This window comes from Streptococcus porcorum (genome assembly GCF_053203725.1).
Map to the genome: position 1 here is coordinate 25,965 of NZ_JBRUDG010000002.1, position 24,102 is coordinate 50,066.

Genomic DNA, 24,102 nt, shown 5'->3' on the forward strand with positions numbered 1-24,102 from the left:
ATATTGTGATAATCAGTAAGACGTTAAAATTATAAGATTATGTCATCACCCTGAGTTTTTTGCCTTGCTCTCTCATTATCTCCCATCTCTTGAATTACTTTTTCTACCATCTCTTCAAGCTCTATCTGTTGAATGATTTCATCTGCTAATTCTTTAATCTTTTGATAGATTAGCTTCTTCGCTGAACTATCAGGAAGTTTCTGAGCGATTTTATTAAGTGCATCAATAGCCAGTGCTAAATCAGAAGGAGGATTGGTTATAAAAACTTTTTCTAAATCAGATAGTAACCTATTTCTCAAATCATCATCTAAATCTTTAACAGCCTGAATACTACTTTTAATAGCTTCCATAGTTATCATCTTCTCTCCTCCTTACGCTTGATGCTTGCCTTTCTTGCTAAGACCAAGAAGAGCTAGGATACCAAATCCTAAAAGACTAAGTAGTGAGCTGTTGTCGCCTGTTTCTGGGAGTGTAGCTGTTCTAGCGACACGTGAGTAGCTAGCTTTAGCTTGTGATGGGGCTTGTGGGCTAGCTACTGCGACAGGTTGTGCTGTTTGTGTAACTCTAGACACTTGAACAGTCGGGCGAGAAGTTGCTTCACTTGGAGTCACTGGACTAGTCGGAACCGCTGGCTTACTTGGTTCTGCTGGTGTTGCTGGACTTGTTGGAACCGCTGGTTTAGCTGGTTCTTCTGGAGTCTCTGGACTTGTTGGAACTGCTGGCTTAGATGGTTCTACTGGTCGCTCTGGACTTGTTGGAACTGCTGGTTTAGATGGCTCTTCTGGAGTCTCTGGAGTCGTTGGAACTTCTGGCTTAGTTGGTTCTGCTGGTGTTGCTGGACTTGTTGGAACTGCTGGTTTAGATGGCTCTTCTGGTCTCTCTGGACTTGTTGGAACCGCTGGTTTGCTTGGTTCTTCTGGTTTCTCTGGAGTCGTTGGAACTTCTGGTTTAGTTGGCTCTTCTGGAGTCTCTGGACTTGTTGGAACCGCTGGTTTGCTTGGTTCTTCTGGTTTCTCTGGAGTTGTTGGAACTTCTGGTTTAGTTGGCTCGGTTGGAGTTACTGGCTTGCTTGGTTCTACTGGGGTGATAGGTTGGTTGTTTTGCAAGTCGTACTGGAGTTTGAGCGCTTCATAGTTTTTCCATGCGGTATCAGCGTGACTTTGAGCTTCTTGGTAGTTGGCTGTAGCTGTCGCAAGGGCTTCTTGGGCGCTATCTGCCTCTGCTTTTGCCTTGTCATAGTTTGCTTGAGCCGTTGCTAGACTGGCTTGAGCGGTGTTGATGCGCTCAAGGTTGGCTTTAGCTGTCGCAAGGGCGCTCTGTGCTTGACGTAAGCTATCCTGTGAGGCGCTGGCTTGAGCTTTAGCCTTATCTAGCTCTGCCTGTGCTGTCGCAAGCTTAGTGGCTTCTGTTTGAGCGGTTGCTTGGGCGCTGGTGAGCGCTTTTTGGCTGGCTTCTGACTTAGACTTAGCTTGAGCGAGAGCTTGGGTGTAGCTTGTGGCATCTACCTGTGCTTTTTCGAGGTTAGCTGTGGCAGTCGCATACTTGGCTTTGGCACTTGCTAGTGCATTTTGAGCGTCTGTTAATTGTTCTTGGGCTTCCACTAATTGACTTGATTGACTTGTCAATGCTTTATAGCGTGTTTTAGCGTAATCCAAAGTCTTTTGTGCTGTCGCTACTCGTGCTTCCGCTTCTGCCAATTGTTCTTGACTTGCTTTCAAAGCGGTGTTCGCAATTGCTAATTTTGTTTGAATTGCACTGGTATCCACTGCTTGGTCAAGTTTAATTGGTTTCATGAGCTTTTCAGCCTGTTCTTTGGCTTTTGTGACTGTTTTGTCGGAGAATAAGTCGGGATTATTGAGTACGAGTTTGTTGGTGTCGGCACCGGAGGTGATTACTGTTACCATTTTATCACCTTGACCATTAAGTGTTGGGTTAATTGCTACGCCAAGTGTTTCGGGAGTTAATAACCCTCGTAAATGACCATAATTTGAATCTCTGTCACCTAAGATCATAGTAATAACATTTTCTTTAACATTATTAAGTAATTGTGTTAAAGTTATATTATGACTAAAATAAAGATTATGTCTATTATGCGTATAACCATCACTTAGAGTTTCATTTGCTTCAATACCATATTTAGAATTAGCAATACCTATAATGTTTTCATCATGGTCCAAACCGGTCGTGATAGACATCTGACCATATTTATTTTTGTACAAGTCTGCTTTCATTTCAGCGTGCTGACGTACAATTTCACTTGCTACTGCTTCTGGTAACCCAATAATTCTACGAATTGAATTTACAAAATCCACAAAGAAGACATTCATTTGTTTACGAACTGTTTCCGGTAAGTCGTTCAAATCATATACTGTATCATCGGCATCGATATTTGTTGTGAATACTTGTTCAATAATTTCTTGTTTTAATTCTAACGGGATATTACTTAAGTACGCGTTAATTACTTTCTCACCGTTTTCATATGTATCTTCATCTTTTATATTCGTTAACGCTTTAATTGCTTTTGCAATATCTGCTGGAATATTGGTTTCAATGGTCCATGTCGCTTGACCTTTGGTTGCTTCCGTCAACTCTGCTTTAGCAGCATCCACGGCTGATTGAGCTTGGTTTACAGAATCTTGCGCATTCACTGCGTCTGCTTGAGTGCGAGCTAAGTTGTCTTCTGCGTTTTCCACATCACCTGCTACTGTCTCAATGTCTTTAGCTAGTTGTGCATCTTGAGCTTGGGCTTCTGCCACTGCATTTTCTGCAATAGAAACATTAGTTTCGGCTACACTTACTTCTACATTAGCCTCATCTACCGCTTTTTGCGCATCTTCAACACTAACCCCACTAGTACTGATATTTTCAACAGCTTTTGCATCAGCATCTGCTTGTGCTTTAGCTTCAACTACCGCTAATTCTGCTTGGTCAGTAATTGCTTTTTGGTCATTATACGCTTGTGTTGCGTTATCAACAGCTGTTTGGTTTTGCTCAACAACTGTTTCTTGTGCAGTCACTTGCGCTTGTGCGTTGGTAACAGCATCTTGAGCTTGGGCTTTAGCACTGCTAGATGCGTCAACATTTTTAGCATCTTGTAAAGTCTTATCCGCATCCGATAGGGCTTTTTGAGTGTCTGCTTGATTAGCTTGGGCTGAAGCTAAGTCTTGTGAGGCTTGATTTAGCTTGTCTTGAGCCGTTCTTGCCTCAGTCTTAGCAGTTGCCACTTGGTCTGCGGTGACGGTAGCGCTCGTCTCGCTTGTGCTGACCGTAGCTTCTTCTAAACTATCCGCTTGTGCGTCTTGACTGGCAAAACCAAGACTGGCTGTTGCCACCAAAGCACCAGCCAAATAAAGGGCTTTTTGCTTGTTTCTTTTCATAACAGTTTTTATCTCTCCTTAATAAGATACGACTAAGATTAAAGTTAGTTGTGCTTATTATACCCCCCCCCCGAATCCTTTTGTCAAGGGGTTTTTGACGGTTTTTATCTATTTTTTTGCCCTTTTTTCTACCTATTTATTAAAAGAATCTCGCAGAGAAAAGCGGAGGATTAGGAAACTGCTTGGACAAGTCCCTACAGACTTGTCCCTTTTTTTATTGGTGTACACCAATAACATTATGAGGGTTCCCCTCATGCACCACAACGACTAAAAAAAGGAGAGAAGCTTGTGACTTCTACTCCTTTTTGGGGTCTTATTGTCAGAATTTTCTCGTTTTTAGAAAATCCCATTTTTTTCAAATTTGTGTACACAAATTTTACTATGGGGATAACTCCCCAAGACCCCGACTCAATAAGTGAAATTATAGAATTTCATTTCGCCTTTTACTCTAACTGTCGTTACCCTGTAAACATATCCTACCAAAATTCCGCGTCTTGTCAAGTTAATATTTGATGACACTTTGTTTACAGGTTTGTGACAGATAAAATGCTAGGCATTCAAAAGGCAAATGGTTGTAGCGCTCTACCACCCTTTTCCCTTGTATAAGGGAAAACTTTTTCTCATAGCCACTTGCCTTGCCAAGGCAAGTGGCTTCATTTTTGTTCAATTTAATTAAAGAAAGGAACGTCATTATGGCATTCAAAAAAAAAGCCAACACAGGTTACTCAACATCACTCGCTCAAGAGGTTCTCAATGGCGAAACGCTCTATATCGTCGGACTTGAGCTGGAAACACAGTATGAGTACATCGAGGGGAAACCCACACAAAACATCAAAGGCTATCAAGTCTGGATAGCTACTGACAATCACAACCCGTTCAAGGTCAAATTCCTCCCAAAAGACCGTCCGAGCTTAGACAGCTTTGCCATCGGACAAGAGGTCACTTTTGAGGGCTTAGAAGCCTTGGAATTTAAAAACAATATCTACTTCAAAGCAACCGCTATTAACAAGAAAGGATAAGCATGGTCAAACAAAGCCAAGAAGCGCTAGAGCGCTTCTTAACTAACAATCTAAACAACACCCTCAGTCTCAATGGTGAAACGAGTTATACCAACTCTTTTTCCATTAAGCTCTTAGAGGAAGATAAGGGATTTTTGTTTATCCCTAATCTCCCTGTTTCTTATGCCTTGGACAGTGAGCTTTACTTTAAAATTGCGGACATTTGCGCTGGGATACTCTACCCTTACAAAACACTGCTGGTTCAAAATAACACCGTCTTTGTTCCCTATCGTGAGCACGAGCCTAATTTGGCTCGTGCCTTATGTTTTCCTTGGGTGGATGGGATTCCCACTCGCCTTGAGGTAGGAGATATTGACCCCTTTATCCGCAGATACGTCACCCCAAACCATATCCCCATTATGGCAAATGACGTGTCGCTGGATATGGATGACGTGGTACACCTTGCCATCAGTGGCTTTTCAGGTTCTGGAAAATCCTATTTTCTAGAATACCTTATCAGATGCTTGAGGCATATCACAGATGACATTACCTTGGTTGACCCTAAAATGGCAGACATTTACCTCCTAGGGCAAGACCTCGGCTTACCTGTCCTATCGCCTACGCACGGCTCAAATCTCAACAGTTTTATCACTGAGGTCAACGAAGCGCTAGGGACAGTCATAGACAAGATTTATGCTCGGCAAAAACTGCTTTTGGAAAATCCCCATGCCAGCTTAAAGCGTACCTACTTGGTCATTGATGAACTCCTCGCCCTTGTCCAAGGGTCTTCTCGTCAAGCCAAAGAAACCTTTGCCCAACTCTTGGGGACGGTTGCCCTATTAGGACGTGCCACTAAGGTTTCCTTGATTTTAGTCTCACAGCGCTTTGATGCACCTGCTTTTGGGGGCAATTTAGCCGTTAGGGAACAAATCAACTGCTCCATTATCTTGGGTGAAATCAATACCAATACCACCCAATTTCTGCTCCCTAACGCTCATATTGATAGCATTGTGGTGCCAAGTGGTGTCGGTACAGGTATCATCAAGTTTAGTGACGGTAAGCATGACAGTCATATCATGCCCCTACTGACCCCACGTTATCGTAAAGGAGATAAGACATGAAGACTCTCCCTTACAATAGCTTGATGACAAGTCTCATGCTCATGGTCTTAGCCCTCTGTTTTCTGATGATTGGGGGGATAGGACTAGGACAGTTCCCAAGCCTCGGTCAACTTCTCTTGAGGCTGGGGCTGATGGGGTTTGCCCTAGCCAGTCTTAGCGGAAGCCTCTGTCTTGTACTTGCCAAACTTGGGGGCATCAAGGTCAGGACTTCCTTTTGGCTCACATGGCGCATGAGACACTTCTGCAAATTCCAAGCCCTTGACACCAAAAGCCCAATGGTCATCAGCCAACAAGCCCCTAGCGCTAAGGTTATCCACCAAGCCAACCTATCTCTCCTAACGCTAACCGTTACCTTGACCAAGCAAACAGGGAAACTACTCTGGTATTTGCCCCTAGCCCATGAAGCCCAAGAGAAACTGGTTGAGCTTTTCCCAAAGGTTAAAATCGAGCTCAACCATCATGCCGAGGGCTATCTCTTTAATGACATTACCAGATTAAAAGGCAATTTGTATCATGCCCAAGGCTACCAAAGATAAGGTCTTGGTCGGAGGCTTTGTCGCAGACAAGGAGCTTCCGAGCAAGACCTTGGCACTTTACCAGTTTGTGCCAAAGAGACTCATTATCTCTTTAAAAGACTCTATCAATCGTATTTTTGGGAGTTCTGGTCTTGGCATAGAACTCCCATTTTCACTGTGCCAGTGTGCCAAAGAGCACGAAAAATCACACCATAGAAAGGTTACACATGGTTAAAAAACAAAGAGCTATCATGTACACCCAGCAACTACGACTGCTTCCTGATAAGGATTGGAAACAAGCGGTCAAACGGATTGTCAAAGCGACTGAACCCACTCAATGGGCTGGGATTGTCCATGATAAAGACCTCACAGAAGACGGCGACCCTGTCGAGCCTCATCTGCATCTCATGCTGTATTTTAAGCATGCCAGAAGCCCTCGAAATGTCGCTTGGGAGATTGAGGGCAAGACAGGCAAACGTGAAGAGGTTAAAACCGAGCGCCTAGAATTTTTCCAGCGAGTCAATAATGGCTACAGCTACCTTGTCCACCATACCAAAGGCGCTCAAGACAAATACCAATATGACCCTAGTCAGGTCTTTAGTAATTTTGACTACCCTAAAAAGCTTGAGCAGATTGAAAAACAGGTGCAACGCCGTCAGAATCAAACAGATAACGAACTGATTGCCGACTACCTCAACCAGCTGTATGACGGTGTTTTAAGCTTGGAAGAGGTCGAAGCTGAGTTAACAGGTAGCCTCTATGCCAAGGCAAGCAACCGTTTAAAGGCGGTGGTCGAAAAACGTCAGGAATTTTTGATTAAGGACTACATTGCCTACATGACCAGCCAGAAACGCTATAAGACAGTGGTCTATATCTACGGAGAAGCAGGGCTTGGAAAGACCAAGCTTGCCAAGCATTATGCCAAAGAATTGGGTTTAGCCTACTTTATCACTGGGTCGAGTCGTGACCCCTTTCAGACCTACCATCAAGAAGCGGTGGTTATCTTAGATGAGCTACGCCCTCGCTCCTTTCGATACGATGACCTGTTAAAAATCCTTGACCCCTTTAACTTTGAGGTTTTAGTGCCATCACGCTATTATGACAAAGCACTCACAGCCGAGTACCTCTTTATCACCAGTCCTTATTCGCCCCTAGAACTTTATCAAGAAGCCTTTGGGGGCAAAGATAGGACAGATAGTTTTGAACAGCTCAATAGGCGCTTAGATACGGTTTTACAAGTCACGGATGACCTGATTTATCCCATGGCTTTTGATAAAACTGACCAGACCTATCACCCTATAGAGGACAAGGCTTTTACCAATTGGGTCAAACCCAAACCCAGCGAAGACCACCCAAAAGAAAATTTTTTAGCACAATTAGAAAGAAGCAAACATGACACAGAACCCAAAAGAGACCATTAACCACTTATTAGCATTGAAAAATCAAGGATTGCACCCCACTAAACTCGCTATCCTTGATGATATGTTAGAAGACTATATCCTAAACGAAAGTGAGATAAACACAATGACAGACGTTACCTATTATTCTAAGCTCTTAAAAGGTCACCTTTACCATTTAGAGCGTAGCGACAAACCACAAGAGCTAGAAGCAGAAATCATTGCGGAAATCCTCTCAACCGCTCGCCTCCTTATCACAGCCATCGAAACAGAAAGAGGTATCTAATGACCCCACTACTCCTTAACCTAACAGATACAGACTACCAAGCACTCAGAGCCTTTACACACCGCATCACTGCTGTAGAAGAGTTGCTTCAAGATGAAACCATGAAAAGGCACTACCCAAGACTTGAACAAGAGTTAGACACGATTTACAGCGAGCAAAACGCTTTTATCGCCCACTTGAAAACCAGACAAGAAAAGACCATCTAATGCCAACAGCTATTGAACAGGGGTATCTCCATTACTTAGACAAACGCTTAGACAAGCTTTATCAAAAATGGGATACCCCTCATTTATTTCTATCTCGTCCACTCCTTCTCAAAGAAATAGAAAGCCTTCAACAAGAACAAGCCCTATTTCTAGCCTATCTCAAACAGAAAGAAGACCAAGATGCCCCTAACACCAGAAGAACAAGAAACCCTAGACCAACTACTAGCCCTAAACGATGATGAAAAACTCCAAATAACCAAAGAACTCATCACACTACTTTTTAAAGATGATATTGAAAGGAATAAAGAACAGAAATGGAAACACTTAGATTAAATCGAATAGAAGAACTACTTAACACCCTTGTTGCAATTCTGCAACAAGGGGTGGAAAAGACTTTTTCTTACGGCATCGTAACACAAAAAGAGCTCCTAAATATTTTACAAATTTCACCAAATACACTGAAATCGTGGGAAAAGAAAGGGTTAAAACGTTTAGAACCTCCAATTGAGGGGACACGTACTGTCTATTACAAGATGGAAGACGTTATTGAATTTTTAACTATTTGACTTCAAAATGTGCTAGAATAGGATTATCAAATAAAGACTGTGAGGATTCTATTCTAGCCCTTTGATTGTCCAATTTAAGAGGCTATATGAGTAAAGAAATCATTCAACATAATTGCAAAAAGGTAACTAAAATAACAAAACAAAATGGTGATACCAGTTACTCTATAAAAGGTGTTTATATTGGAACAGACATCAAAACAGGAAAACGTATTACTAAAACCATTACAGCAAAAACACTTAGAAGTTTGGATAGAAAAATTGTTGAGGCTAAAATTGAATTTGAAAAATCTGGCTCAACTGTCAAAGAAACTATTCAGATTGATAATTTTGAAAGTCTAGCTGAGGCATGGTTTAGTAATTTCAAAACATGGGTATCATCACAAAATACCATTAACAGAGTACGTGGCTATCTTGATACCTATATTATTCCCCACTTTGGGGAATACAAGCCTGAACAAATCGAGCCTTCTGATGTGCAACTTTGGGTAAATAGATTAGCGCAAAGAGCCAAAAAATCAGTTGAGTCTGGAGTAAAACGTGCTCAAAAAGGAAATGCAAAAGATTTTGGTGCAATGGCTCACAAGGTTAGTGATATTTTTGACTTTGGTATTACAAATTGTGGTTTGACAGCAAATCCAGCAAAAGCGATTAAAATCCCACCTAAACCCAAATCAAACAAAGAACGTATCATGGTTCTCCATGATAACGACCTTAAATATTGGCTATCCTATCTTGATACCTTACCAAACACTAGGGCTAATAGACGATTTAAAGTTATATGTAATACGCTACTAGCTTCTGCATTACGTATCAACGAATTATTAGCGCTGGAAATCACTGACCTTGATTTTGAAACCAATGAAATTCTTGTCAATAAAACACTCATGTGGAAAAGCGCAAATAGAAAGCTAGGTACCAAAGGGGAAATGATTTGTAAAAAATCCCCAAAAACAGATGCTGGAAATCGTAGGGTTGCTGTCCCGATTTCAATTTTGGAAGACCTTAAACAATTCCACGAAGAGATGAACCTGTACTTTCAGAAGCATGGCTTGCCCAAGTCTAAACTCATTTTTCCGACTATCTATGGCAACTATATGTGTGACAGAAATGAACGAGCAACTCTCAAAAAACGTTTGTCTGCACTTGGACTGCCTGATTATGGTTTTCACCTTTTCCGCCATACACACGCTTCGTTGATGCTAAATTCTGGAGTTAATTGGAAAGAATTACAACATAGAATGGGACATAAATCTATTACAACCACTATGGATACTTACGCTGAATTAGCACCTAAAAAGAGGTTTGAAGCTGTCGATATTTTCCTAAATAAAATGGGGGAATTAACGACTTGATTTTATCACTACCTTCATCACTACCTTTTTATTTAAAAGTGCTATAAACCTTGATATAATAAGGTTCTTAACTTAATTATTTAATCCTTACTGAGGTTAAGTAAGGGGTTCACTACACGTCATTAGACATCAAAACATTGATTTTAAGCGATTTTTGAATTTTTGAAGTTCATTACATTGCAATATAAATCAATAAGAACTCTACCTTTTACTCTACCTTTTTTAGATGAATATATCATTTGGATATTGAAGTTAAGCCCTGTTATCATTTGGATGGCAGGGCTTTTTATATTTGGTACACTAACTTCTTATCTATATTTTGGTGGAGCTGAAGTTGACATCTACAAAGTTTAATGTTAAAATTCATTCAAAAATATATTTGAATGAGGTGTTTTATGATTCAAAATGTTATTACTTCAATAATCCTGTATTCTGGGACAGCCGTAGACTTACTTATTATCCTAATGTTATTTTTTGCCAAAAGAAAAAGCAGAAAAGACATCATTAACATCTATTTAGGACAATTTCTAGGCTCTGTTAGTCTAATATTGCTAAGTTTGCTTTTTGCATTTGTCTTAGATTATATTCCTAGTAAAGAGATTTTAGGTTTGCTCGGTTTGATTCCAATTTTCCTAGGCCTCAAAGTTTTGCTTTTAGGAGATTCTGATGGAGAAGCTATTGCCAAAGAAGGTTTGAGCAAAGATAATAAAAACCTGATTTTTCTAGTCGCTATGATTACTTTTGCAAGTTGTGGTGCTGACAATATTGGTGTCTTTGTCCCATATTTTACTACCTTAAATTTAGCGAATTTGATAGTGGCTTTACTTACCTTTCTAGTCATGATTTATCTCTTGGTTTTTTCTACCCAAAAATTGGCACAAGTCCCTTCTGTCGGAGAAACTTTGGAAAAATATAGTAGATGGTTTATTGCCGTTGTCTATTTAGGATTGGGGATGTATATCCTGATTGAAAACAACAGCTTTGACATGCTATGGGCTGTGTTAGGCTAGGAGAAAAAATTATGAAAAAAGATAGTATCTGTCAAGTGGATGTTATAAATCAACAAAATGTTACAACCGCAACGAACTACCTTGAAAAGGAAAAAGTCCAAAAATCACTTCGCATTTTATCAAAATTTACCGATAATAAACAGATAAATATCATCTTTTATCTCCTTGCCGTCGAAGAACTCTGTGTCTGCGATATAGCCTGTTTATTAAATCTCAGTATGGCATCTGCCTCCCACCATCTTCGTAAACTAGCCAATCAAAACATCTTGGACACTAGAAGAGAGGGGAAAATTATATATTATTTTATAAAAGATGAGGAAATCAGAGATTTTTTTAATCAACTAGGATAACAACTATTTTTACTACTTTCTACTTTTCCATGATTATAGGGGGATTATATAAGTAATAAACCCCACTGGCTAATTAAAGTCAGTGGGGTTTTTGAGTGTTGTCCGTAGAATATTTAAACTACTTAACTAACCTAGTTACTCAATAATAATATCAAAATGTTTTTTATCAACTTCTTTTGGAGCGACGTAACTAATATTTCGTTTGGCATTGAAAATATCAGATTCTTCCAGTGATGTAGAGAGGCCGCTCCATGGCTCTAATGCGATAAAGGGACTCTGATTTGTAGTTGACCAAATCACTAAATATGGAAAATCTTCAAATGCAATCGAAAGTTTTTTCTGATGATTTTTAGATTTCAAGGTTACCTTTCGTGATGCTAACTGATCCAATGTTATGGCATCATGTTCAAACAGTTGATAGGACAAGTCCAAGGTCTTTTGATTTTCCAAGAATGGCCGGCGATCTTGCAGATCAAGTAAGCCAGTTTCTGGAAAACTTCTAGGTACTGTACAAGATTCTACTTTTTCAAATTCTAAATAATAGTCTTCATAACTCTCACCATCCAACAAGGGACAATTAAAACCTGGGTGACCCCCAATAAAGTAAGGTAGCTTTCTATGTCCCTCAAGGTTTTTCACCCGATATTCAGTTCGAATTGTATTGCCAAGTAGTGAGTAGTTAATGGAAAGTTCAAATTCAAAAGGGTAATTTTTTACGGTTTCTTCATTTGATGAAATAGAAAATTCCAAAGAATTTTCAGTTCTTCTTACATTTTTGAACATCATTTTTCTCACAAGTCCATGCCTTGGAATTGTGCCTGTAAATGTCGGCCTTTCTGCAGGTTCATAGATAGCCCAATTATTTCGTAAACTTCCACAAATCGGAAATAGAACTGGTGCTTGACCGCTCCAATAGGTCGGATCGCCTTGCCAAAGATACTCGATACCATCCTTGTCTTTAATGGAAATAATTTGCCCACCTAATTCAGAAAATTGTACTGTTAAGTTCTCATTTTTTAATTCGAGCATAAAAACTGCCTCCCTTATATGAAAACAAGGATGCTAACTTGAGCTAGGCATCCTTGTATTAGTTTTATTCAATAACCTGTGTTTCCGCTACTTTTTTATACCAATAAGCACTTTTCTTTGGATAACGTTCTTGGGTCTCAAAGTCAACATAGAACAAACCATATCGTTTCTCGTATCCATTTGACCAAGAAAATACATCCATCAAGGACCAGATGAAATAACCTTTAACATTGGCACCATCTGAGATAGCATCTGAAATCACTTCTAAATGCTTTTTCACGTAGTCGATTCGACCATCGTCATAGACTGTACCATCTACAAACTCATCTTTATAGCCTAGACCATTTTCAGTGATGTAAATTTTCTTATAGTTTGGATAGTCATTTTTTACACGCATGATTTGATCATAAAGACCTTGTGGGTAGATAATCCAATCCCAATCCGTTTTCGGAATATCGACTGGAGATTCTCTACGACCAACTCCCTTGATTTGATACTTAGAACTTCCCTTTTCACCTTTACCATTATGGATAATTTCCGTTTCTCCATCATGAGCTCTCATCCAATCACTCATATAGTAATTGATGCCCAAGAAGTCGTTCAAATCTTTTGCAGCATCTAAGGCAGCAAAGTCTTCATCACGAAGGTCTAATTCCCCACCATTTACTTTCAGAATATGGCGAACACCTTCAAGGGTCTTTTCAGAATAGTAACCCAAGTATGTTGCGTCTAGGATAAATTTATTATGAATAATATCTTCAAGTTCCGCTGCACGAACATCGTCAGGGTTGCTTGGATCATAAGGATATTTCGTTGGCAATGCATGTACAACACCAATTTCTCCACTATAACCAGCATCCTTGTATAGCTTAACCGCCTTAGCATGTGAAACCATCATATTGTGGTGAGATTGAAATACCTTAGCTAAGTCATACTGAATCCCTGGTGGGAACTTCCCAACAAGATATTGTCCATCACCAATTGGTCCAATTTCATTAAAGGTTGTCCAATAATTAACTTCTGTAAATTCTTTAAAACAGAATTCTGCATAGTTAACAAAATGGTCAATATTTTCACGGTTTAAGAAATCGCCATTTGAATGTAAAGCTTCAGGAGTATCAAAGTGGTGAAGAGTTACAAATGGCTCAACGCCACGCTTATGACACTCAGCAAAAAGATTGTGATAGAATTCAACACCTTTTTCATTTACTTTTCCAAACCCAGTTGGGAAAATACGGGACCAAGCGATTGAAATACGGATTCCATTAACACCAAATTCTTCAGCCAACTTCAAGTCAACAGGATAGCGATTATAGAAATCACTTGCTGGCTCAGCCGTATACCAGTAATTATCTTCTAGGTATTTGTCCCAAGCAACTGGACCTTTACCGTCTGTTTTAGTAGCACCTTCAGCTTGATATGCTGCTGTTGCACCACCGAAAATAAAATCTTTAGGTAATGTTTTTGACATTTGTTTTTCCTCTTCATCTAAAAAGGGAAGTTGAGTTCCCCCAACCTTCCCTAATGTTGTCTATTTTAATTTTCCATTTGTTGTTTAACAAAGTCCAAAGCGCCTTGTCCATCACGAGTCAATTTGATGTATTGTGCACCTTCTGTCTTAGCTAATTTGATACCAAGTTTATCTGTTTCTACTTTCAAGTCTTCATAGTTTGACGCTACTTGAGGAGCAAGGATAACGAGCTGATATTGCGGCAAGATTTCACGGTGACCACCATAGCTTCCTGCTGCTGCAGTAACTGGAGCACCATATTCTTTAGCTGCTTTTGTCAAAGCATTTGCAAGAAGACCACTTGTTCCTCCACCTGCACAGAGAACCAAAACATTTGTTTGTTCAGTAATTTCTTTTGATTCAACAGTTTCAGTTGCTCCTGCTTTTTCAAGAATGGCATCAGCTTTTGCTGTATTGAAGTTTGCGGCAACTTTTTCTTTCAACTCATCTGAAGATTTACCAGTGCGTTCTTCTTCCAGCATTTGTTCATCATAAACTTTCAAAAATGGATAATAAATGGCAACATCGACAACTATCAAAACAGCAGCTAAGATGAATGATAGTACTTGGAAGTTAGTACCTAGAACAAGTCCTAGGGGAGCTGGGGTTACCCAAGGAAGATTTGCAGTAAAACTATTCATTCCCAATGTCTCGATAAAGAATTTAAAAATCCAAACGTTAACAATTGGGGTTAAGATAAATGGAATGAAGAAAATTGGGTTCAATACCAGTGGAGCACCGAACAAAATTGGTTCGTTAACTCCAAAGAAAGTAGGAACAACGGACGCACGTCCAATCGCTTTATTACGTTTTGATTTCGTCAACCACATAAACATGAACGGAACAACCAATGTTGCACCAGTACCACCCATCGTAACGATGAACATTTGAGTACCTGATGTCAAAATCTTATCAGCATGTTCCCCTGCTTGAAGCAATTGTAAGTTAGCTTCGGCATTGGCATAGGTTATGGCTGCAATAGCCGGTTCTACAATTGAAGGTCCGTGAATACCAACAAACCAGAAGAAGGCAAAGGCACCAAAGATAATGGTAATACCAACATAACCATCTGCTGCTTGGAACAATGGAGCTAATAGTGTACCAATTGATTCCGCAACATTTACACCTAGTGCATTATGTACAAGAAGTTCAATAGCGTAAAGCAATACGACTGACGCAGTAAATGGAATCAAGTCTTTAAATACTTGTGAAATATTCGGTGGAACTTCATCAGGCATGCGAATAGTGACATTGTTTTTCACACAAACCTTGTAAACATTAACCGTAATAAAGGCTGCAATGAAGGCTGTAAGCAAACCTTTAGTACCCATAAATCCAGTTAAGAAACCACCATCTTTTGCTGGATTAGCAGCCATCAACAGGAAGCCAACAATTGCTGCAAGCATTGTAGAAATGAAGTTAATTTGATTTGTGCTAGGCAATGAGCGGTTCATTGAATCGGTTAATGCTTTTGCAGTTGTACCAGCAACAAACAATCCAAGAATTCCCATTGAGTAATTGTATGGAGTCATCAAAAGTGTTTCAATATCAGCGCTCCATTTGAATCCCCAAGCATTAGGAACATAAGCAATTAAGATGAAAATACTTGAGAAAAGAATGACCGGCATGCCAGCGATAAAGCCATCACGAATAGCACGGAGGTAAATATTCCGAGAAATCTTCTCAAAGAAAGGTTTCCCTTTCTCAATTTGAGCAATCAACCCTTTCATTATTTTGCTCCTCTCTTATACAACTCAATCATATGTTTCATTAGGTCTTGAAGTAAGATTGTAGTCATCAAGTGATCTTGACCATGCATGAGCGTCACACTAAAGGCTAAATCCTCACCAGCCGCTTCTTTCTGCAACAAACTTGTCTGAGCATGGTGGGCTTCAACAATACAAGCATTGGCCGCTTCAACTAGTTCTTCTGCTTTTGCGTAATCACCTTTTTGAGCAGCAGCCAGTGCCTCCATCAATCGAGAACGTGCATCACCAGAAAATGCAACAATCTCAAAACCTAATAACGTAATTTCTTCTCTGTTCATAATATGAACCTCCTTTTAAAATTGAATTGATTTACAATAACCGTTGAATATGTAGTACAATATAGAACCTTTCACTATCATTTACAGGCTTATCAACCAATGATGTAATCATCTCAAAAATCTGACTTCCAACCTGATGGGCTCTTGGATTCTGGAGCTTGATGTACTGTTCCAAACTAGCAATCGATTCATTTGACTGATGGGATCTATCTAAGTAATTCAGAAAATAGGACAAATGAATCATAAAGCGATCATAAAAATTGCTATTTTCTTTTGTGCGTTTAATCCCATTCTCCGTTAGAATTTGTTCAACATCTGCTATAATTTTTTTGCTGATGTCCTGTTCTTCACTTGTGGGATGAATGGTTTCACCTTTTGCATTGATTAAGTGAAGTGCAATTTTACCAATCTCATCATTTGGAAAATCATTTAGCAGCTTTTCACGAAACATAGCTAAGGCTTCACGCGCCATTTTATATTCCAATGGATATTCGGCTGAAATATTGGGTAGCCTACTTTCTTGATAACTGTTCTTTAAAACCGCCTGATATGCACAATAGATATGATCTGTCAGTGTCACATATAGATATTCTTGTACAGGGTAATGATAAGTTTCTACCAGATGATTGATAACCGTGTAGGTTGCCGAAATAAAATCTAAGGGAATATCTTTTAATAAGGTGAGAAAATTTTCTTTGGCTTCATCATTTTTCAGTGAAAAAATATTTTCTATCTTGTCCTTAACAATTAAATCCCCTTTTTTCTTTTGAAAGGTTATACCTAATCCCATCACGACTGCCTGTTCCCCATGTTCATTTTTCACCAGGGCAGCGTTATTATTTAGTAACTGTATAATCCTAAACATGTATCCCTCCTATATTTTTAAGCAAAAAAGACTACAAACAAACCGAGAATATCCTACTCTCAAATCCATTTGTAGTCTTGCCTAATCGAATTAGTTACAATCCACTCTATTCTTGCTGATGAGATTATTATAGCATATTCTCAGAAAATGTAAACCCTTTCTTTTAAGAAAATGGTAATTTTTTTAATTATTTTTCTAGCCAAGAAGTTGCTGTTTGAGACAAGACTGCATCAAGTCCCTCAATATTTTCACGACCAACAGTACGTAACCATTCACGCGCAGCTTCTTCACCTTGTTCAATATAGACTGGCACAACACCCGCCCAAGTTGCACGACCGCAGAGAACACCGTTAAATTTAGCACCTGCTTCATGTGCAAACACTAGTGTATCTTGGAAAAGCTTAGCAGAAACACCTGCACTTAGATAGATGTATGGCAAATGAGTTGATGCTTCTTGTTGACGGAAATATTCGGCTGCTTCTTCTTTTGTATAGACGACTTCCCCTGTTCCAAAGCCTTCTACAAAATTCATGTTCACAGGTACTTCTACCTTGAGAACATCCACTCCAAAGCGTTCATCCGAAAATACTTTCATAGCCTCATTTACTTTTCGAGGTTTGACTTTTGCAAATTCCACACTGGCATTGTCTTCAATCGTTTCATCGTAGCTCAAAATTTCCAAGAAGAATGGTAAACCTTCAGCCTGACATTCTGAACCCAAGCGTTCAATATAGGCATGTTTTTGAAGGTTGACATATTGGTCTCCATCAACATCATAATAGAGTAAGAACTTGATAGCATCTGCCCCTTCTTCTTTTAGTCGTTTTACAGACCACTCCACTAGGCAATCTGGTAAGCGACTAGTAGAGCTGGTATCATAGCCAGTTTTTTCATAAGCTAGGAGCAAACCGCACTGTTCGTCACGGGCGCGTGATGCTGGCAAACCAAATTCAGGATCTAACAGAATTGAGGAAGAAAACTGTGTTAATTCCTCTGAAACTAGTTTCTTTAGTTCTTCCATCTGCTCCACAGTAGGTTCTTCTGCCTGATGTTTTGCCATCATTTTTTTCAGGGCTCCACGTTGGTCGAAGGCAAGAGCTGAAATGACTCCTGCTTCATTGCTTACTTTTTCCATATATTTTCTTTTTTCTACTGTTAATACCATCTTAAACCTCCTCGACTTCGATTTGAGAATACAACGATTCTGCATTTTCTAAATTGACGTAACCCGTCTGTTCTTCCTGGGCATTTAACATGCCCAAAACATTAGCCTTTTTAAGTAATTCTGTATCAGGTAAGGCATGTACCAAACTAGCTGCAATACCTGCAACTGTTGAATCTCCTGATCCTACTGGATTGACGACTTTGATTTTTGGAATTCTGACACGATAGAACTTGTCATTGTGCTTGGCAAAAGCCCCCTTTGCTCCTAATGAGACGACTATCCATTCAATTCCTTGAAATAATTGACCAGATAGAACTGCTTTTAATTCTTGAATATCATCTGTGACATTTTTGCCAATTAACTGTGATAACTCCTCTGTATTTGGCTTGATAACGGTCGGCTTCTGCTGGCTTTCTAAAACGTTTTTCAGTGCCTCACCAGAACAATCCAGAACAACAGCTACACCATATTTTTTACAAAGTTCTACAATTTCTACATAATAATTGCTTGCAAGTCCCTTTGGCAAACTTCCTGAAATAGCAACAACATCTACATTGTTCAGAATAATTTCAAGGTGTTCGATAAAATTCAAGGCTTCATGTTCTTGAATAGTTGGTCCTTGTTCTAAAATCTCCGTCTGTTTGCCATCATGAAGAACCGCAATGCAATTACGTGTTTCGTTCCCAATTTCTACAAAGGAATTTTTAATATCATTTCGAGTGAGTTGTTTCTTTACATAACTTCCAAGTTCACCACCAATGAAACCAGTAGCCACAACATCTTCACCGATTTGTTTCAAAACTCGTGTGACATTGAGCCCCTTGCCTCCAGCTGTTTTTTGGACTTTTTCTACTCTATTGACAGTATCCAAATGAAAGGTATCCAATTGATAGGCAATATCAACCGACGGATTTAAAGTGATCGTCAAAATCATGTGAGCCTCCTAGTCGTGGTATTCTCCACGATCCCACTTTTCAAGAAATTCCGTAAAGAACTCTGGATTAGCCTGCTCTTGATTGAGCGTTTCAACTGCAGCAATCTTTTCGATCAAACGTTTGTTTTCTTCAGTTGGTTTGTATTCTGCTTTAATAAAGGCTTCAATGATGTCGCACATGAGCAACTCACCCGTAATTTTGCCACCAAAACCAATGACGTTGGCATTTAACTCTTCCTTAGCATAAAGCGCAGAGGTCATATCACGAACCAAGGCTGATCGAATACCTGGAACCTTGTTTACAGCATTGTTGATTCCAACACCTGTTCCACAAATACAAATTCCCAAATCTGCTTGTCCGCTTGCAACAGCTTCACCAACTTTTTTACCAAAGATTGGGTAATGAGTACGAACATTGTCATAAGTCCCAAAGTCCAATACTTCATATCCTTGATTTTTCAAATAATCTACCACAGCGATTTTTTCATACGTTACAATGTGGTCACAACCGATTGCAATTTTCATCTCTTATTCTCCTTTGTTTACAACAATTAGCACATTTTATTTAGCATATCAACACGAATTTGGTGACGGCCGCCATCATACTCACCTTCAACAAATCCTTTAACGATATTTTTAGCAATTCCTTCTCCTACAATCTCACTACCGATTGTAATAATACGCGAATTGTTGTGTCCTCTTGTCATATAGGCAGAACGTTCGTCTGAAACTTCTGCAGCGATCATGCCTTTGACTTTAGTTGCGGTCATAAATGGACCAACACCATAAGCATCAATCACAATACCAAGATTTCCTTCCTCTTGATTAACTGCTGCAACTACTGCCAAAGTTGTATCAACAAAATCACTTCCATCACTGACATCTTTAAAGTCATATGATTTTTCTAGCAAATAATCTTTAATAACGTCTTTTAGTTTTGAACCCGCTGGATCAGCACCGATAATGATTGTCATAACCTATCTCCTAACAAAAATAGAAAGTTGTAGCCATATTTGGCAGAATATCTTTGTTTTGCAAAACTTAGAAAAAGCGTTTTCGCTTTTTATGTTTAAATTATACAACCAAATAAACATAAAGTCAACATATTTTGTTTTATTTTTGTTTATTTTTTTCGTATACAAACAAAAAACCAACATTTCACTGTTGGTTTTGATAACTTTATTATTTTGTAGAAATAATTTCGATGTGCTTACTTAATAATTGGTAATTTTCATCCTTTGCATTCATATCTGTCACTAGTGCAGTTACATCATTCAAATCACAAAAGGAAGTAAAATCATCTTTTCCAATTTTTGAGGCATCCAGCAGTAGATATTTTTCTAAAGAATGTTTAATGGCAATATTTTGCGTATAGGCTTCGGCTAAGGTAGAGGTCATGACATCAGTTCCCTTAAGTCCGTTACCTGAAAAGAAAATCTTGCTGAATCGCATTTTTTCTAAACTTGTATTGGTAATTTCTCCTACAAAAGATTCTGTCACTTGGCGATATTCTCCCCCCAAGAGAAAGACTTGAAACTCCTCGGTCTTCTTTTGAGATAGGATTGTAAAAACAGGCATACAGTTTGTGATGACTGTTAGGCGAGGATTTTTAATGGCCTCAGCCAGAAAGGCCACTGTTGTTCCTGGACCTAAAAATACCGTGTCTCCATCTTCTATCAGTTGTGCAGCCCTTTCTGCTATCTCTTGCTTGGCTTCCTTATTTTGAATGTGTTTCTCCGAATGGGAATATTCCCGATATTGAAAAGCCTTATTACTTCTAGCCCCGCCGTGAATTTTTGTTAAGACACCTTGCTCTTCCAGTTCAATAAAATCACGTCGAACAGTCATATCAGTAACATTTAGCAATTCAACAATCTCAGAAATTCGAACTGTACCTTTTTTGTTTACCAATCGTGTAATTTCTTCTAGTCGTTCTCGTTTATTCATGTTTAATCCTTTGTTGTTTTTTTACATTATATCAAAAATCAACAAGAATATGTTGGAATTTTGAACATTTGTTCAATGTAATCAGTACATCTGGCTAAAAAATTGAATTAATGATTTAATAGGCAGGGCTTTTTGATTTTTTATGTTTTTGCAGAGCTTTTATATTCCAAGTTAGGAATAGATATTTCAGAAATTTTATCACTTGATATTGCAATCCTCTCTATAACTTTTCCAATTTATCTATCTTTAAATAAATAAAACCCCTTTGTAATGCTGTAGAAGATAACTAACAAACAAAGAATAATAAGGCTAGGTTGCCAAAAACCTGCTATTTCTGCTAAACTCTGCCCTAAACGTTGCCCTATAAAGCGAACTAACATTAACACAATAGCATTAAAAATGACAGAGACCAATGAAATTATTATTGAGTGCATTATTGCTTCTGCAATACGTATTTTAAAAAGTTGTAATTTTGTTATGCCCAATATTTGTAACTGTCTAATATCTTCAATGTCTTTATTAGAAGATAATATTGTGATAGAAATAAAACTAGTAATAATAAGCACAATTGGTGCAGATAGATAGGCAATGAAGGAGGCTCTTGCTTCATGGACACTATTTATAGTATCCATAAATGAGTACATATTTCTGGTATAGAGGATGAATCCAGAAATGAGAGTTATCCCTATAGTCATCGAAGTCTGTATACTCTTCAAATAACTAGGATTGTATAGTAGGTTCCAAAAACTTGTATTGATTGCATAATTTTCAGATGGGAGAATCTTCATTAATAATTTTATTAAACAAATCTGGGTGGACGGAGATAGAACTTGAATAATTAATATATGAGTAATCAATAAAAATAAAATCATGCCAGATTGTGTCACAATCACTTCTCTATTATTGGTAAAACCTGCTGAAATAATAATACCTATACACAATAACCATAAGAATAGACGAACAGAAACATTAATAAACTTAGTCGCCTTAACTCTCCAATTTCTACCATTTGATTTTGAATTTGATTCTTTTTTTAATAATCGAATAGAATAAAAATAAGCTCCTAATCCAACAATTGTTGGTACTATTAAAATACTCAATAATACAGTCTGAATATTGGATGTAATAACCAAATCAGGTAATTCATCTCTTCCTAATAAATTTTGTAAAAATTTATAGTAACTATCTGTCACAACGAAGGAAAGGATTGTCCCAAAACTGCTAACAATGACTGCCATTATGGAAAACTGACCAGCGATAAGTATAGATAATTGAGATTTACTTGCTCCTAAAATCGTCCATAATTGATAATCCTTTTTAAAGATATCTATTAGCAATCTTATATTATTTGAAATGAGAAAAAATAGAGTAGTACCTCCAAATATAATCAACATCTGAAAAAGTTGCGAAGCATTGATATTTGAAATTCTTGATGAGCTAGTAATGCCAAATAAAGATGTCCCAACAATCAGGCTAGATACAAGTAATAATGGAATTGTCCCAAACCATTGTCTCTTTGAATACTGAAACTGATACACAATGAGTCTTAACATATACTCTCACCTCACTCGCCAATAGTTTCAAGTGCCTGATAAAGTTCTTCTGCTGATGGCTTAGTAATTTCTTGCGAAATACAACCATCTTTTAAAATAAATGCTTTATCTGTTTTAGATGCAAGCTCAATATCATGTGTAACCATTAAAACACACTTCCCCTCATCAGCCATCTTTCTAAGCGATTCAAAAATCAATTTCCGAGAAATACTGTCTAAAGCACCAGTCGGCTCATCAGCAAAAATAACCTTACTATCTGATAAAATAGCACGAGAAATAGCAATCTTCTGCCGTTCTCCTCCTGATAGTGTTGATACTAATGACGATAGGTCGGCTTTAAAATTCAGATTATCCAATAAGGTTTTTACTTGATTCCTATCGGCAGTCTTCCCTGAAAGTCTTAGAGGTAGTGTAACATTTTCCAATGCTGGTAGAGCAGGAACTAGATTATAATTTTGAAAAATAATAGCAATGTCTTCACGTCTAAATTTAGCCAGTTTGCCATCTTTTAGCCTATATGGATTCACACCATTTATAACAACCTCGCCACTAGAGGGCTCTGATAGACTCGCCAAGCAATTGAGTAACGTTGATTTTCCTGAACCACTGATACCTAAAATAGAGATAAATTCACCATAATCAACAGATAAAGAAACTCCTTTTAAAACAGAGACAGTCTTACTTTTATCAAGTAAATAATCTTTGGTTAGGTTTGTTGCACTAACAGCTACATGATTAACCATAATCATCCTCCTAACTTTATAAATATTTTTAAATGTTAATCTACAGTTAATGATATATTATGAGTAGAAAGTCCAAAATAGCTACTAGAACGATATGTCGTATATGGTTCCTAGCCTCATTCTTTTTATACACTTCCATTATATACTAATTAATAAAATTAAACTAAGAAAAATAAACTATCATCTGAGGTTACCTAGAGAATATATTACGCAGCAATCAACACTACATATAATAGTGATAGATAAACAATCTAGAGGTGTTCGCTATGAAAAAACTTGTAAAGCATCACTTAGTTTTATTATTAGATATCTGGCACTAGTTTTAGCAAAGCTAATCAGCGTTGGAGGAACCTTATTGACACCCTTAAGACCCTTAAGTAAGTTCTTTACCGTGATATCCATCCTATATCTTCTTAGTTTCCTACTATTGTTACGAGTCATTATTGAGCAACTATGAGGGGGAAACTTCGCGATATTAAGTTTGGCTTTGAATTACCTAGTCCTTACTAGTTGGCGGGCACAATCCTTTTTCCTCTGTTGCTTTACACTTGTCTTTACTTGGTTGACAGTCGTATTTACATTGCAGACAAGGTAGTTGAACGGATTATTACGGCTGGATTAGTCGCTCCTATCATCGAAGAGTTGCTATTTCGAGGCTTTTATGTCGAGGTATTAACAGAAAATTACTCTAAAAGAGTAGCTATCTGAGGAACCTCTCTCCTATTTGCCTTAGGGCATCTCTCCTATGACTAACTTACAAATCCTCTTAGGAGGAATCCTATTTAGCCTACTACTATTTTTAGCTAATGAGCGCTCTAAAATACTCACTATCTTGTTGCATATGGTTTTGAATATGGTTACGATCTGCATCAAATTTGATAATAAATCTGATTTATTCGGAGGTAGTTTTAGTATTGATGTTTCCTATATCACCATTTAATGTTTGGATTAGCTAGTTTACTGACAGTTATCATCCGTAAGACAAACAGGACAGATGCCATACGCTAAAGTTCGATGATGATCCTATCTATAATATCACCAAATGGGCAAATATCTAGCATCACTTCTCAGAGCTCACTTTATTTTTTATTGGTGTACACCAATAAAAAATCATGCACCACAACGGCTAAA

27 protein-coding genes and 1 pseudogene are annotated in these 24,102 nt (G+C 38.3%); 13 read left to right on the forward strand and 15 right to left on the reverse strand.

Annotated elements, in window-relative coordinates; translation table 11 throughout:
• Window positions 1-29 precede the first annotated feature (29 nt).
• Together ACVRWY_RS00650 and ACVRWY_RS00655 are read right to left on the reverse strand one after the other, a co-directional pair.
• A complete protein-coding gene (locus ACVRWY_RS00650) occupies window positions 30-359 on the reverse strand; it encodes a hypothetical protein (protein ID WP_354367241.1) in 330 nt (109 codons plus the stop codon).
• Between the two features lie 12 nt (window positions 360-371).
• Window positions 372-3,377 carry an SEC10/PgrA surface exclusion domain-containing protein gene (locus ACVRWY_RS00655; protein ID WP_354367239.1) on the reverse strand — a complete coding sequence of 1,002 codons (3,006 nt, stop codon included), beginning with the start codon at window positions 3,375-3,377 and terminating at the stop codon, window positions 372-374.
• A gap of 692 nt (window positions 3,378-4,069) precedes the next feature.
• On the opposite strand from ACVRWY_RS00655, the gene ACVRWY_RS00660 reads away from it, so the two are divergent.
• The 10 genes from ACVRWY_RS00660 to ACVRWY_RS00705 all read left to right on the forward strand — a co-directional run bounded on the left by ACVRWY_RS00660 (window position 4,070) and on the right by ACVRWY_RS00705 (window position 9,818).
• Window positions 4,070-4,396 (forward strand): hypothetical protein, encoded by a 327-nt coding sequence (locus tag ACVRWY_RS00660; RefSeq protein WP_354367237.1) that lies wholly within the window; start codon window positions 4,070-4,072, stop codon window positions 4,394-4,396.
• 2 nt (window positions 4,397-4,398) lie between these two features.
• Window positions 4,399-5,496, forward strand: coding sequence for an ATP-binding protein (locus ACVRWY_RS00665; RefSeq protein WP_277281435.1), 1,098 nt, complete (start codon window positions 4,399-4,401; stop codon window positions 5,494-5,496).
• Window positions 5,493-6,032: a hypothetical protein gene (locus ACVRWY_RS00670; protein ID WP_354367235.1), complete on the forward strand. Its 540-nt coding sequence runs from the start codon at window positions 5,493-5,495 to the stop codon at window positions 6,030-6,032. Before ACVRWY_RS00665 ends, ACVRWY_RS00670 begins: the two co-directional genes overlap by 4 nt.
• Window positions 6,010-6,246, forward strand: a complete 237-nt coding sequence (locus ACVRWY_RS00675) for a hypothetical protein (RefSeq protein ID WP_354367233.1) — start codon at window positions 6,010-6,012, stop codon at window positions 6,244-6,246. The genes ACVRWY_RS00670 and ACVRWY_RS00675 overlap by 23 nt, the downstream gene beginning before the upstream one ends.
• Window positions 6,239-7,432, forward strand: coding sequence for a Rep family protein (locus ACVRWY_RS00680; RefSeq protein WP_354367231.1), 1,194 nt, complete (start codon window positions 6,239-6,241; stop codon window positions 7,430-7,432). The genes ACVRWY_RS00675 and ACVRWY_RS00680 overlap by 8 nt, the downstream gene beginning before the upstream one ends.
• A complete protein-coding gene (locus ACVRWY_RS00685; protein ID WP_354367229.1) occupies window positions 7,404-7,694 on the forward strand; it encodes a hypothetical protein in 291 nt (96 codons plus the stop codon). Before ACVRWY_RS00680 ends, ACVRWY_RS00685 begins: the two co-directional genes overlap by 29 nt.
• Window positions 7,694-7,900 (forward strand): hypothetical protein, encoded by a 207-nt coding sequence (locus ACVRWY_RS00690; RefSeq protein WP_354367227.1) that lies wholly within the window; start codon window positions 7,694-7,696, stop codon window positions 7,898-7,900. The genes ACVRWY_RS00685 and ACVRWY_RS00690 overlap by 1 nt, the downstream gene beginning before the upstream one ends.
• Window positions 7,900-8,139, forward strand: a complete 240-nt coding sequence (locus ACVRWY_RS00695) for a hypothetical protein (protein WP_277650078.1) — start codon at window positions 7,900-7,902, stop codon at window positions 8,137-8,139. The genes ACVRWY_RS00690 and ACVRWY_RS00695 overlap by 1 nt, the downstream gene beginning before the upstream one ends.
• Window positions 8,140-8,214: 75 nt before the next feature.
• A complete protein-coding gene (locus ACVRWY_RS00700; protein ID WP_277650079.1) occupies window positions 8,215-8,466 on the forward strand; it encodes a MerR family transcriptional regulator in 252 nt (83 codons plus the stop codon).
• A gap of 86 nt (window positions 8,467-8,552) precedes the next feature.
• Window positions 8,553-9,818 carry a tyrosine-type recombinase/integrase gene (locus tag ACVRWY_RS00705; RefSeq protein WP_354367224.1) on the forward strand — a complete coding sequence of 422 codons (1,266 nt, stop codon included), beginning with the start codon at window positions 8,553-8,555 and terminating at the stop codon, window positions 9,816-9,818.
• Between the two features lie 143 nt (window positions 9,819-9,961).
• Here ACVRWY_RS00705 and ACVRWY_RS00710 read toward each other — a convergent pair.
• Window positions 9,962-10,185, reverse strand: a pseudogene (locus tag ACVRWY_RS00710) (FanG protein).
• A 28-nt stretch (window positions 10,186-10,213) separates the two neighbouring features.
• On the opposite strand from ACVRWY_RS00710, the gene ACVRWY_RS00715 reads away from it, so the two are divergent.
• Both ACVRWY_RS00715 and cadX read left to right on the forward strand, forming a co-directional pair.
• Window positions 10,214-10,828: a CadD family cadmium resistance transporter gene (locus ACVRWY_RS00715; protein ID WP_354367222.1), complete on the forward strand. Its 615-nt coding sequence runs from the start codon at window positions 10,214-10,216 to the stop codon at window positions 10,826-10,828.
• An 11-nt stretch (window positions 10,829-10,839) separates the two neighbouring features.
• Window positions 10,840-11,178 carry a Cd(II)/Zn(II)-sensing metalloregulatory transcriptional regulator CadX gene (gene cadX / locus ACVRWY_RS00720; RefSeq protein ID WP_000711078.1) on the forward strand — a complete coding sequence of 113 codons (339 nt, stop codon included), beginning with the start codon at window positions 10,840-10,842 and terminating at the stop codon, window positions 11,176-11,178.
• Between the two features lie 135 nt (window positions 11,179-11,313).
• Here the strand turns inward: cadX and ACVRWY_RS00725 are convergent, their stop codons facing one another.
• From ACVRWY_RS00725 to ACVRWY_RS00780, 12 genes are all read right to left on the reverse strand, one after another.
• Window positions 11,314-12,207: an aldose 1-epimerase family protein gene (locus ACVRWY_RS00725; RefSeq protein ID WP_354367220.1), complete on the reverse strand. Its 894-nt coding sequence runs from the start codon at window positions 12,205-12,207 to the stop codon at window positions 11,314-11,316.
• Between the two features lie 64 nt (window positions 12,208-12,271).
• Window positions 12,272-13,678, reverse strand: a complete 1,407-nt coding sequence (gene lacG / locus ACVRWY_RS00730) for a 6-phospho-beta-galactosidase (protein ID WP_354367218.1) — start codon at window positions 13,676-13,678, stop codon at window positions 12,272-12,274.
• 65 nt (window positions 13,679-13,743) lie between these two features.
• Window positions 13,744-15,447: a lactose-specific PTS transporter subunit EIIC gene (locus ACVRWY_RS00735; RefSeq protein ID WP_354367216.1), complete on the reverse strand. Its 1,704-nt coding sequence runs from the start codon at window positions 15,445-15,447 to the stop codon at window positions 13,744-13,746.
• Window positions 15,447-15,764 (reverse strand): PTS lactose/cellobiose transporter subunit IIA, encoded by a 318-nt coding sequence (locus ACVRWY_RS00740; RefSeq protein ID WP_354367214.1) that lies wholly within the window; start codon window positions 15,762-15,764, stop codon window positions 15,447-15,449. The genes ACVRWY_RS00735 and ACVRWY_RS00740 overlap by 1 nt, the downstream gene beginning before the upstream one ends.
• Window positions 15,765-15,795: 31 nt before the next feature.
• Window positions 15,796-16,629: a PRD domain-containing protein gene (locus ACVRWY_RS00745; RefSeq protein ID WP_354367212.1), complete on the reverse strand. Its 834-nt coding sequence runs from the start codon at window positions 16,627-16,629 to the stop codon at window positions 15,796-15,798.
• Between the two features lie 187 nt (window positions 16,630-16,816).
• Window positions 16,817-17,794, reverse strand: coding sequence for a tagatose-bisphosphate aldolase (gene lacD, locus ACVRWY_RS00750; RefSeq protein ID WP_354367210.1), 978 nt, complete (start codon window positions 17,792-17,794; stop codon window positions 16,817-16,819).
• Window position 17,795: 1 nt separating this feature from the next.
• Window positions 17,796-18,728, reverse strand: a complete 933-nt coding sequence (locus ACVRWY_RS00755) for a tagatose-6-phosphate kinase (protein WP_354367208.1) — start codon at window positions 18,726-18,728, stop codon at window positions 17,796-17,798.
• A gap of 9 nt (window positions 18,729-18,737) precedes the next feature.
• The gene (lacB, locus tag ACVRWY_RS00760) at window positions 18,738-19,253 is read right to left on the reverse strand and encodes a galactose-6-phosphate isomerase subunit LacB (RefSeq protein WP_029172311.1); all 516 of its coding nucleotides are present in this window, start codon (window positions 19,251-19,253) and stop codon (window positions 18,738-18,740) included.
• A gap of 26 nt (window positions 19,254-19,279) precedes the next feature.
• Window positions 19,280-19,702: a galactose-6-phosphate isomerase subunit LacA gene (lacA, locus tag ACVRWY_RS00765; RefSeq protein ID WP_018031056.1), complete on the reverse strand. Its 423-nt coding sequence runs from the start codon at window positions 19,700-19,702 to the stop codon at window positions 19,280-19,282.
• Between the two features lie 208 nt (window positions 19,703-19,910).
• The gene (locus ACVRWY_RS00770; RefSeq protein ID WP_354367205.1) at window positions 19,911-20,675 is read right to left on the reverse strand and encodes a DeoR/GlpR family DNA-binding transcription regulator; all 765 of its coding nucleotides are present in this window, start codon (window positions 20,673-20,675) and stop codon (window positions 19,911-19,913) included.
• 236 nt (window positions 20,676-20,911) lie between these two features.
• On the reverse strand, window positions 20,912-22,228 hold the full coding sequence (locus ACVRWY_RS00775) for a beta-carotene 15,15'-monooxygenase (protein ID WP_354367203.1): 1,317 nt from the start codon (window positions 22,226-22,228) through the stop codon (window positions 20,912-20,914).
• Window positions 22,229-22,239: 11 nt separating this feature from the next.
• Window positions 22,240-22,971, reverse strand: a complete 732-nt coding sequence (locus ACVRWY_RS00780; RefSeq protein WP_354367201.1) for an ABC transporter ATP-binding protein — start codon at window positions 22,969-22,971, stop codon at window positions 22,240-22,242.
• 558 nt (window positions 22,972-23,529) lie between these two features.
• Here ACVRWY_RS00780 and ACVRWY_RS00785 point away from each other — a divergent pair.
• Window positions 23,530-23,679 carry a CPBP family intramembrane glutamic endopeptidase gene (locus ACVRWY_RS00785; RefSeq protein WP_427894219.1) on the forward strand — a complete coding sequence of 50 codons (150 nt, stop codon included), beginning with the start codon at window positions 23,530-23,532 and terminating at the stop codon, window positions 23,677-23,679.
• The last annotated feature ends 423 nt before the right edge of the window (window positions 23,680-24,102 follow it).

Bases quoted from the DNA above. Each gene is read 5' to 3' on its own strand.
- ACVRWY_RS00650 (WP_354367241.1), bottom strand. From the start codon at position 359: ATGATAACTATGGAAGCTATTAAAAGTAGTATTCAGGCTGTTAAAGAT.
- ACVRWY_RS00655 (WP_354367239.1), bottom strand. From the start codon at position 3,377: ATGAAAAGAAACAAGCAAAAAGCCCTTTATTTGGCTGGTGCTTTGGTG.
- ACVRWY_RS00660 (WP_354367237.1), top strand. From the start codon at position 4,070: ATGGCATTCAAAAAAAAAGCCAACACAGGTTACTCAACATCACTCGCT.
- ACVRWY_RS00665 (WP_277281435.1), top strand. From the start codon at position 4,399: ATGGTCAAACAAAGCCAAGAAGCGCTAGAGCGCTTCTTAACTAACAAT.
- ACVRWY_RS00670 (WP_354367235.1), top strand. From the start codon at position 5,493: ATGAAGACTCTCCCTTACAATAGCTTGATGACAAGTCTCATGCTCATG.
- ACVRWY_RS00675 (WP_354367233.1), top strand. From the start codon at position 6,010: ATGCCCAAGGCTACCAAAGATAAGGTCTTGGTCGGAGGCTTTGTCGCA.
- ACVRWY_RS00680 (WP_354367231.1), top strand. From the start codon at position 6,239: ATGGTTAAAAAACAAAGAGCTATCATGTACACCCAGCAACTACGACTG.
- ACVRWY_RS00685 (WP_354367229.1), top strand. From the start codon at position 7,404: ATGACACAGAACCCAAAAGAGACCATTAACCACTTATTAGCATTGAAA.
- ACVRWY_RS00690 (WP_354367227.1), top strand. From the start codon at position 7,694: ATGACCCCACTACTCCTTAACCTAACAGATACAGACTACCAAGCACTC.
- ACVRWY_RS00695 (WP_277650078.1), top strand. From the start codon at position 7,900: ATGCCAACAGCTATTGAACAGGGGTATCTCCATTACTTAGACAAACGC.
- ACVRWY_RS00700 (WP_277650079.1), top strand. From the start codon at position 8,215: ATGGAAACACTTAGATTAAATCGAATAGAAGAACTACTTAACACCCTT.
- ACVRWY_RS00705 (WP_354367224.1), top strand. From the start codon at position 8,553: ATGAGTAAAGAAATCATTCAACATAATTGCAAAAAGGTAACTAAAATA.
- ACVRWY_RS00715 (WP_354367222.1), top strand. From the start codon at position 10,214: ATGATTCAAAATGTTATTACTTCAATAATCCTGTATTCTGGGACAGCC.
- cadX (WP_000711078.1), top strand. From the start codon at position 10,840: ATGAAAAAAGATAGTATCTGTCAAGTGGATGTTATAAATCAACAAAAT.
- ACVRWY_RS00725 (WP_354367220.1), bottom strand. From the start codon at position 12,207: ATGCTCGAATTAAAAAATGAGAACTTAACAGTACAATTTTCTGAATTA.
- lacG (WP_354367218.1), bottom strand. From the start codon at position 13,678: ATGTCAAAAACATTACCTAAAGATTTTATTTTCGGTGGTGCAACAGCA.
- ACVRWY_RS00735 (WP_354367216.1), bottom strand. From the start codon at position 15,447: ATGAAAGGGTTGATTGCTCAAATTGAGAAAGGGAAACCTTTCTTTGAG.
- ACVRWY_RS00740 (WP_354367214.1), bottom strand. From the start codon at position 15,764: ATGAACAGAGAAGAAATTACGTTATTAGGTTTTGAGATTGTTGCATTT.
- ACVRWY_RS00745 (WP_354367212.1), bottom strand. From the start codon at position 16,629: ATGTTTAGGATTATACAGTTACTAAATAATAACGCTGCCCTGGTGAAA.
- lacD (WP_354367210.1), bottom strand. From the start codon at position 17,794: ATGGTATTAACAGTAGAAAAAAGAAAATATATGGAAAAAGTAAGCAAT.
- ACVRWY_RS00755 (WP_354367208.1), bottom strand. From the start codon at position 18,728: ATGATTTTGACGATCACTTTAAATCCGTCGGTTGATATTGCCTATCAA.
- lacB (WP_029172311.1), bottom strand. From the start codon at position 19,253: ATGAAAATTGCAATCGGTTGTGACCACATTGTAACGTATGAAAAAATC.
- lacA (WP_018031056.1), bottom strand. From the start codon at position 19,702: ATGACAATCATTATCGGTGCTGATCCAGCGGGTTCAAAACTAAAAGAC.
- ACVRWY_RS00770 (WP_354367205.1), bottom strand. From the start codon at position 20,675: ATGAATAAACGAGAACGACTAGAAGAAATTACACGATTGGTAAACAAA.
- ACVRWY_RS00775 (WP_354367203.1), bottom strand. From the start codon at position 22,228: ATGTTAAGACTCATTGTGTATCAGTTTCAGTATTCAAAGAGACAATGG.
- ACVRWY_RS00780 (WP_354367201.1), bottom strand. From the start codon at position 22,971: ATGGTTAATCATGTAGCTGTTAGTGCAACAAACCTAACCAAAGATTAT.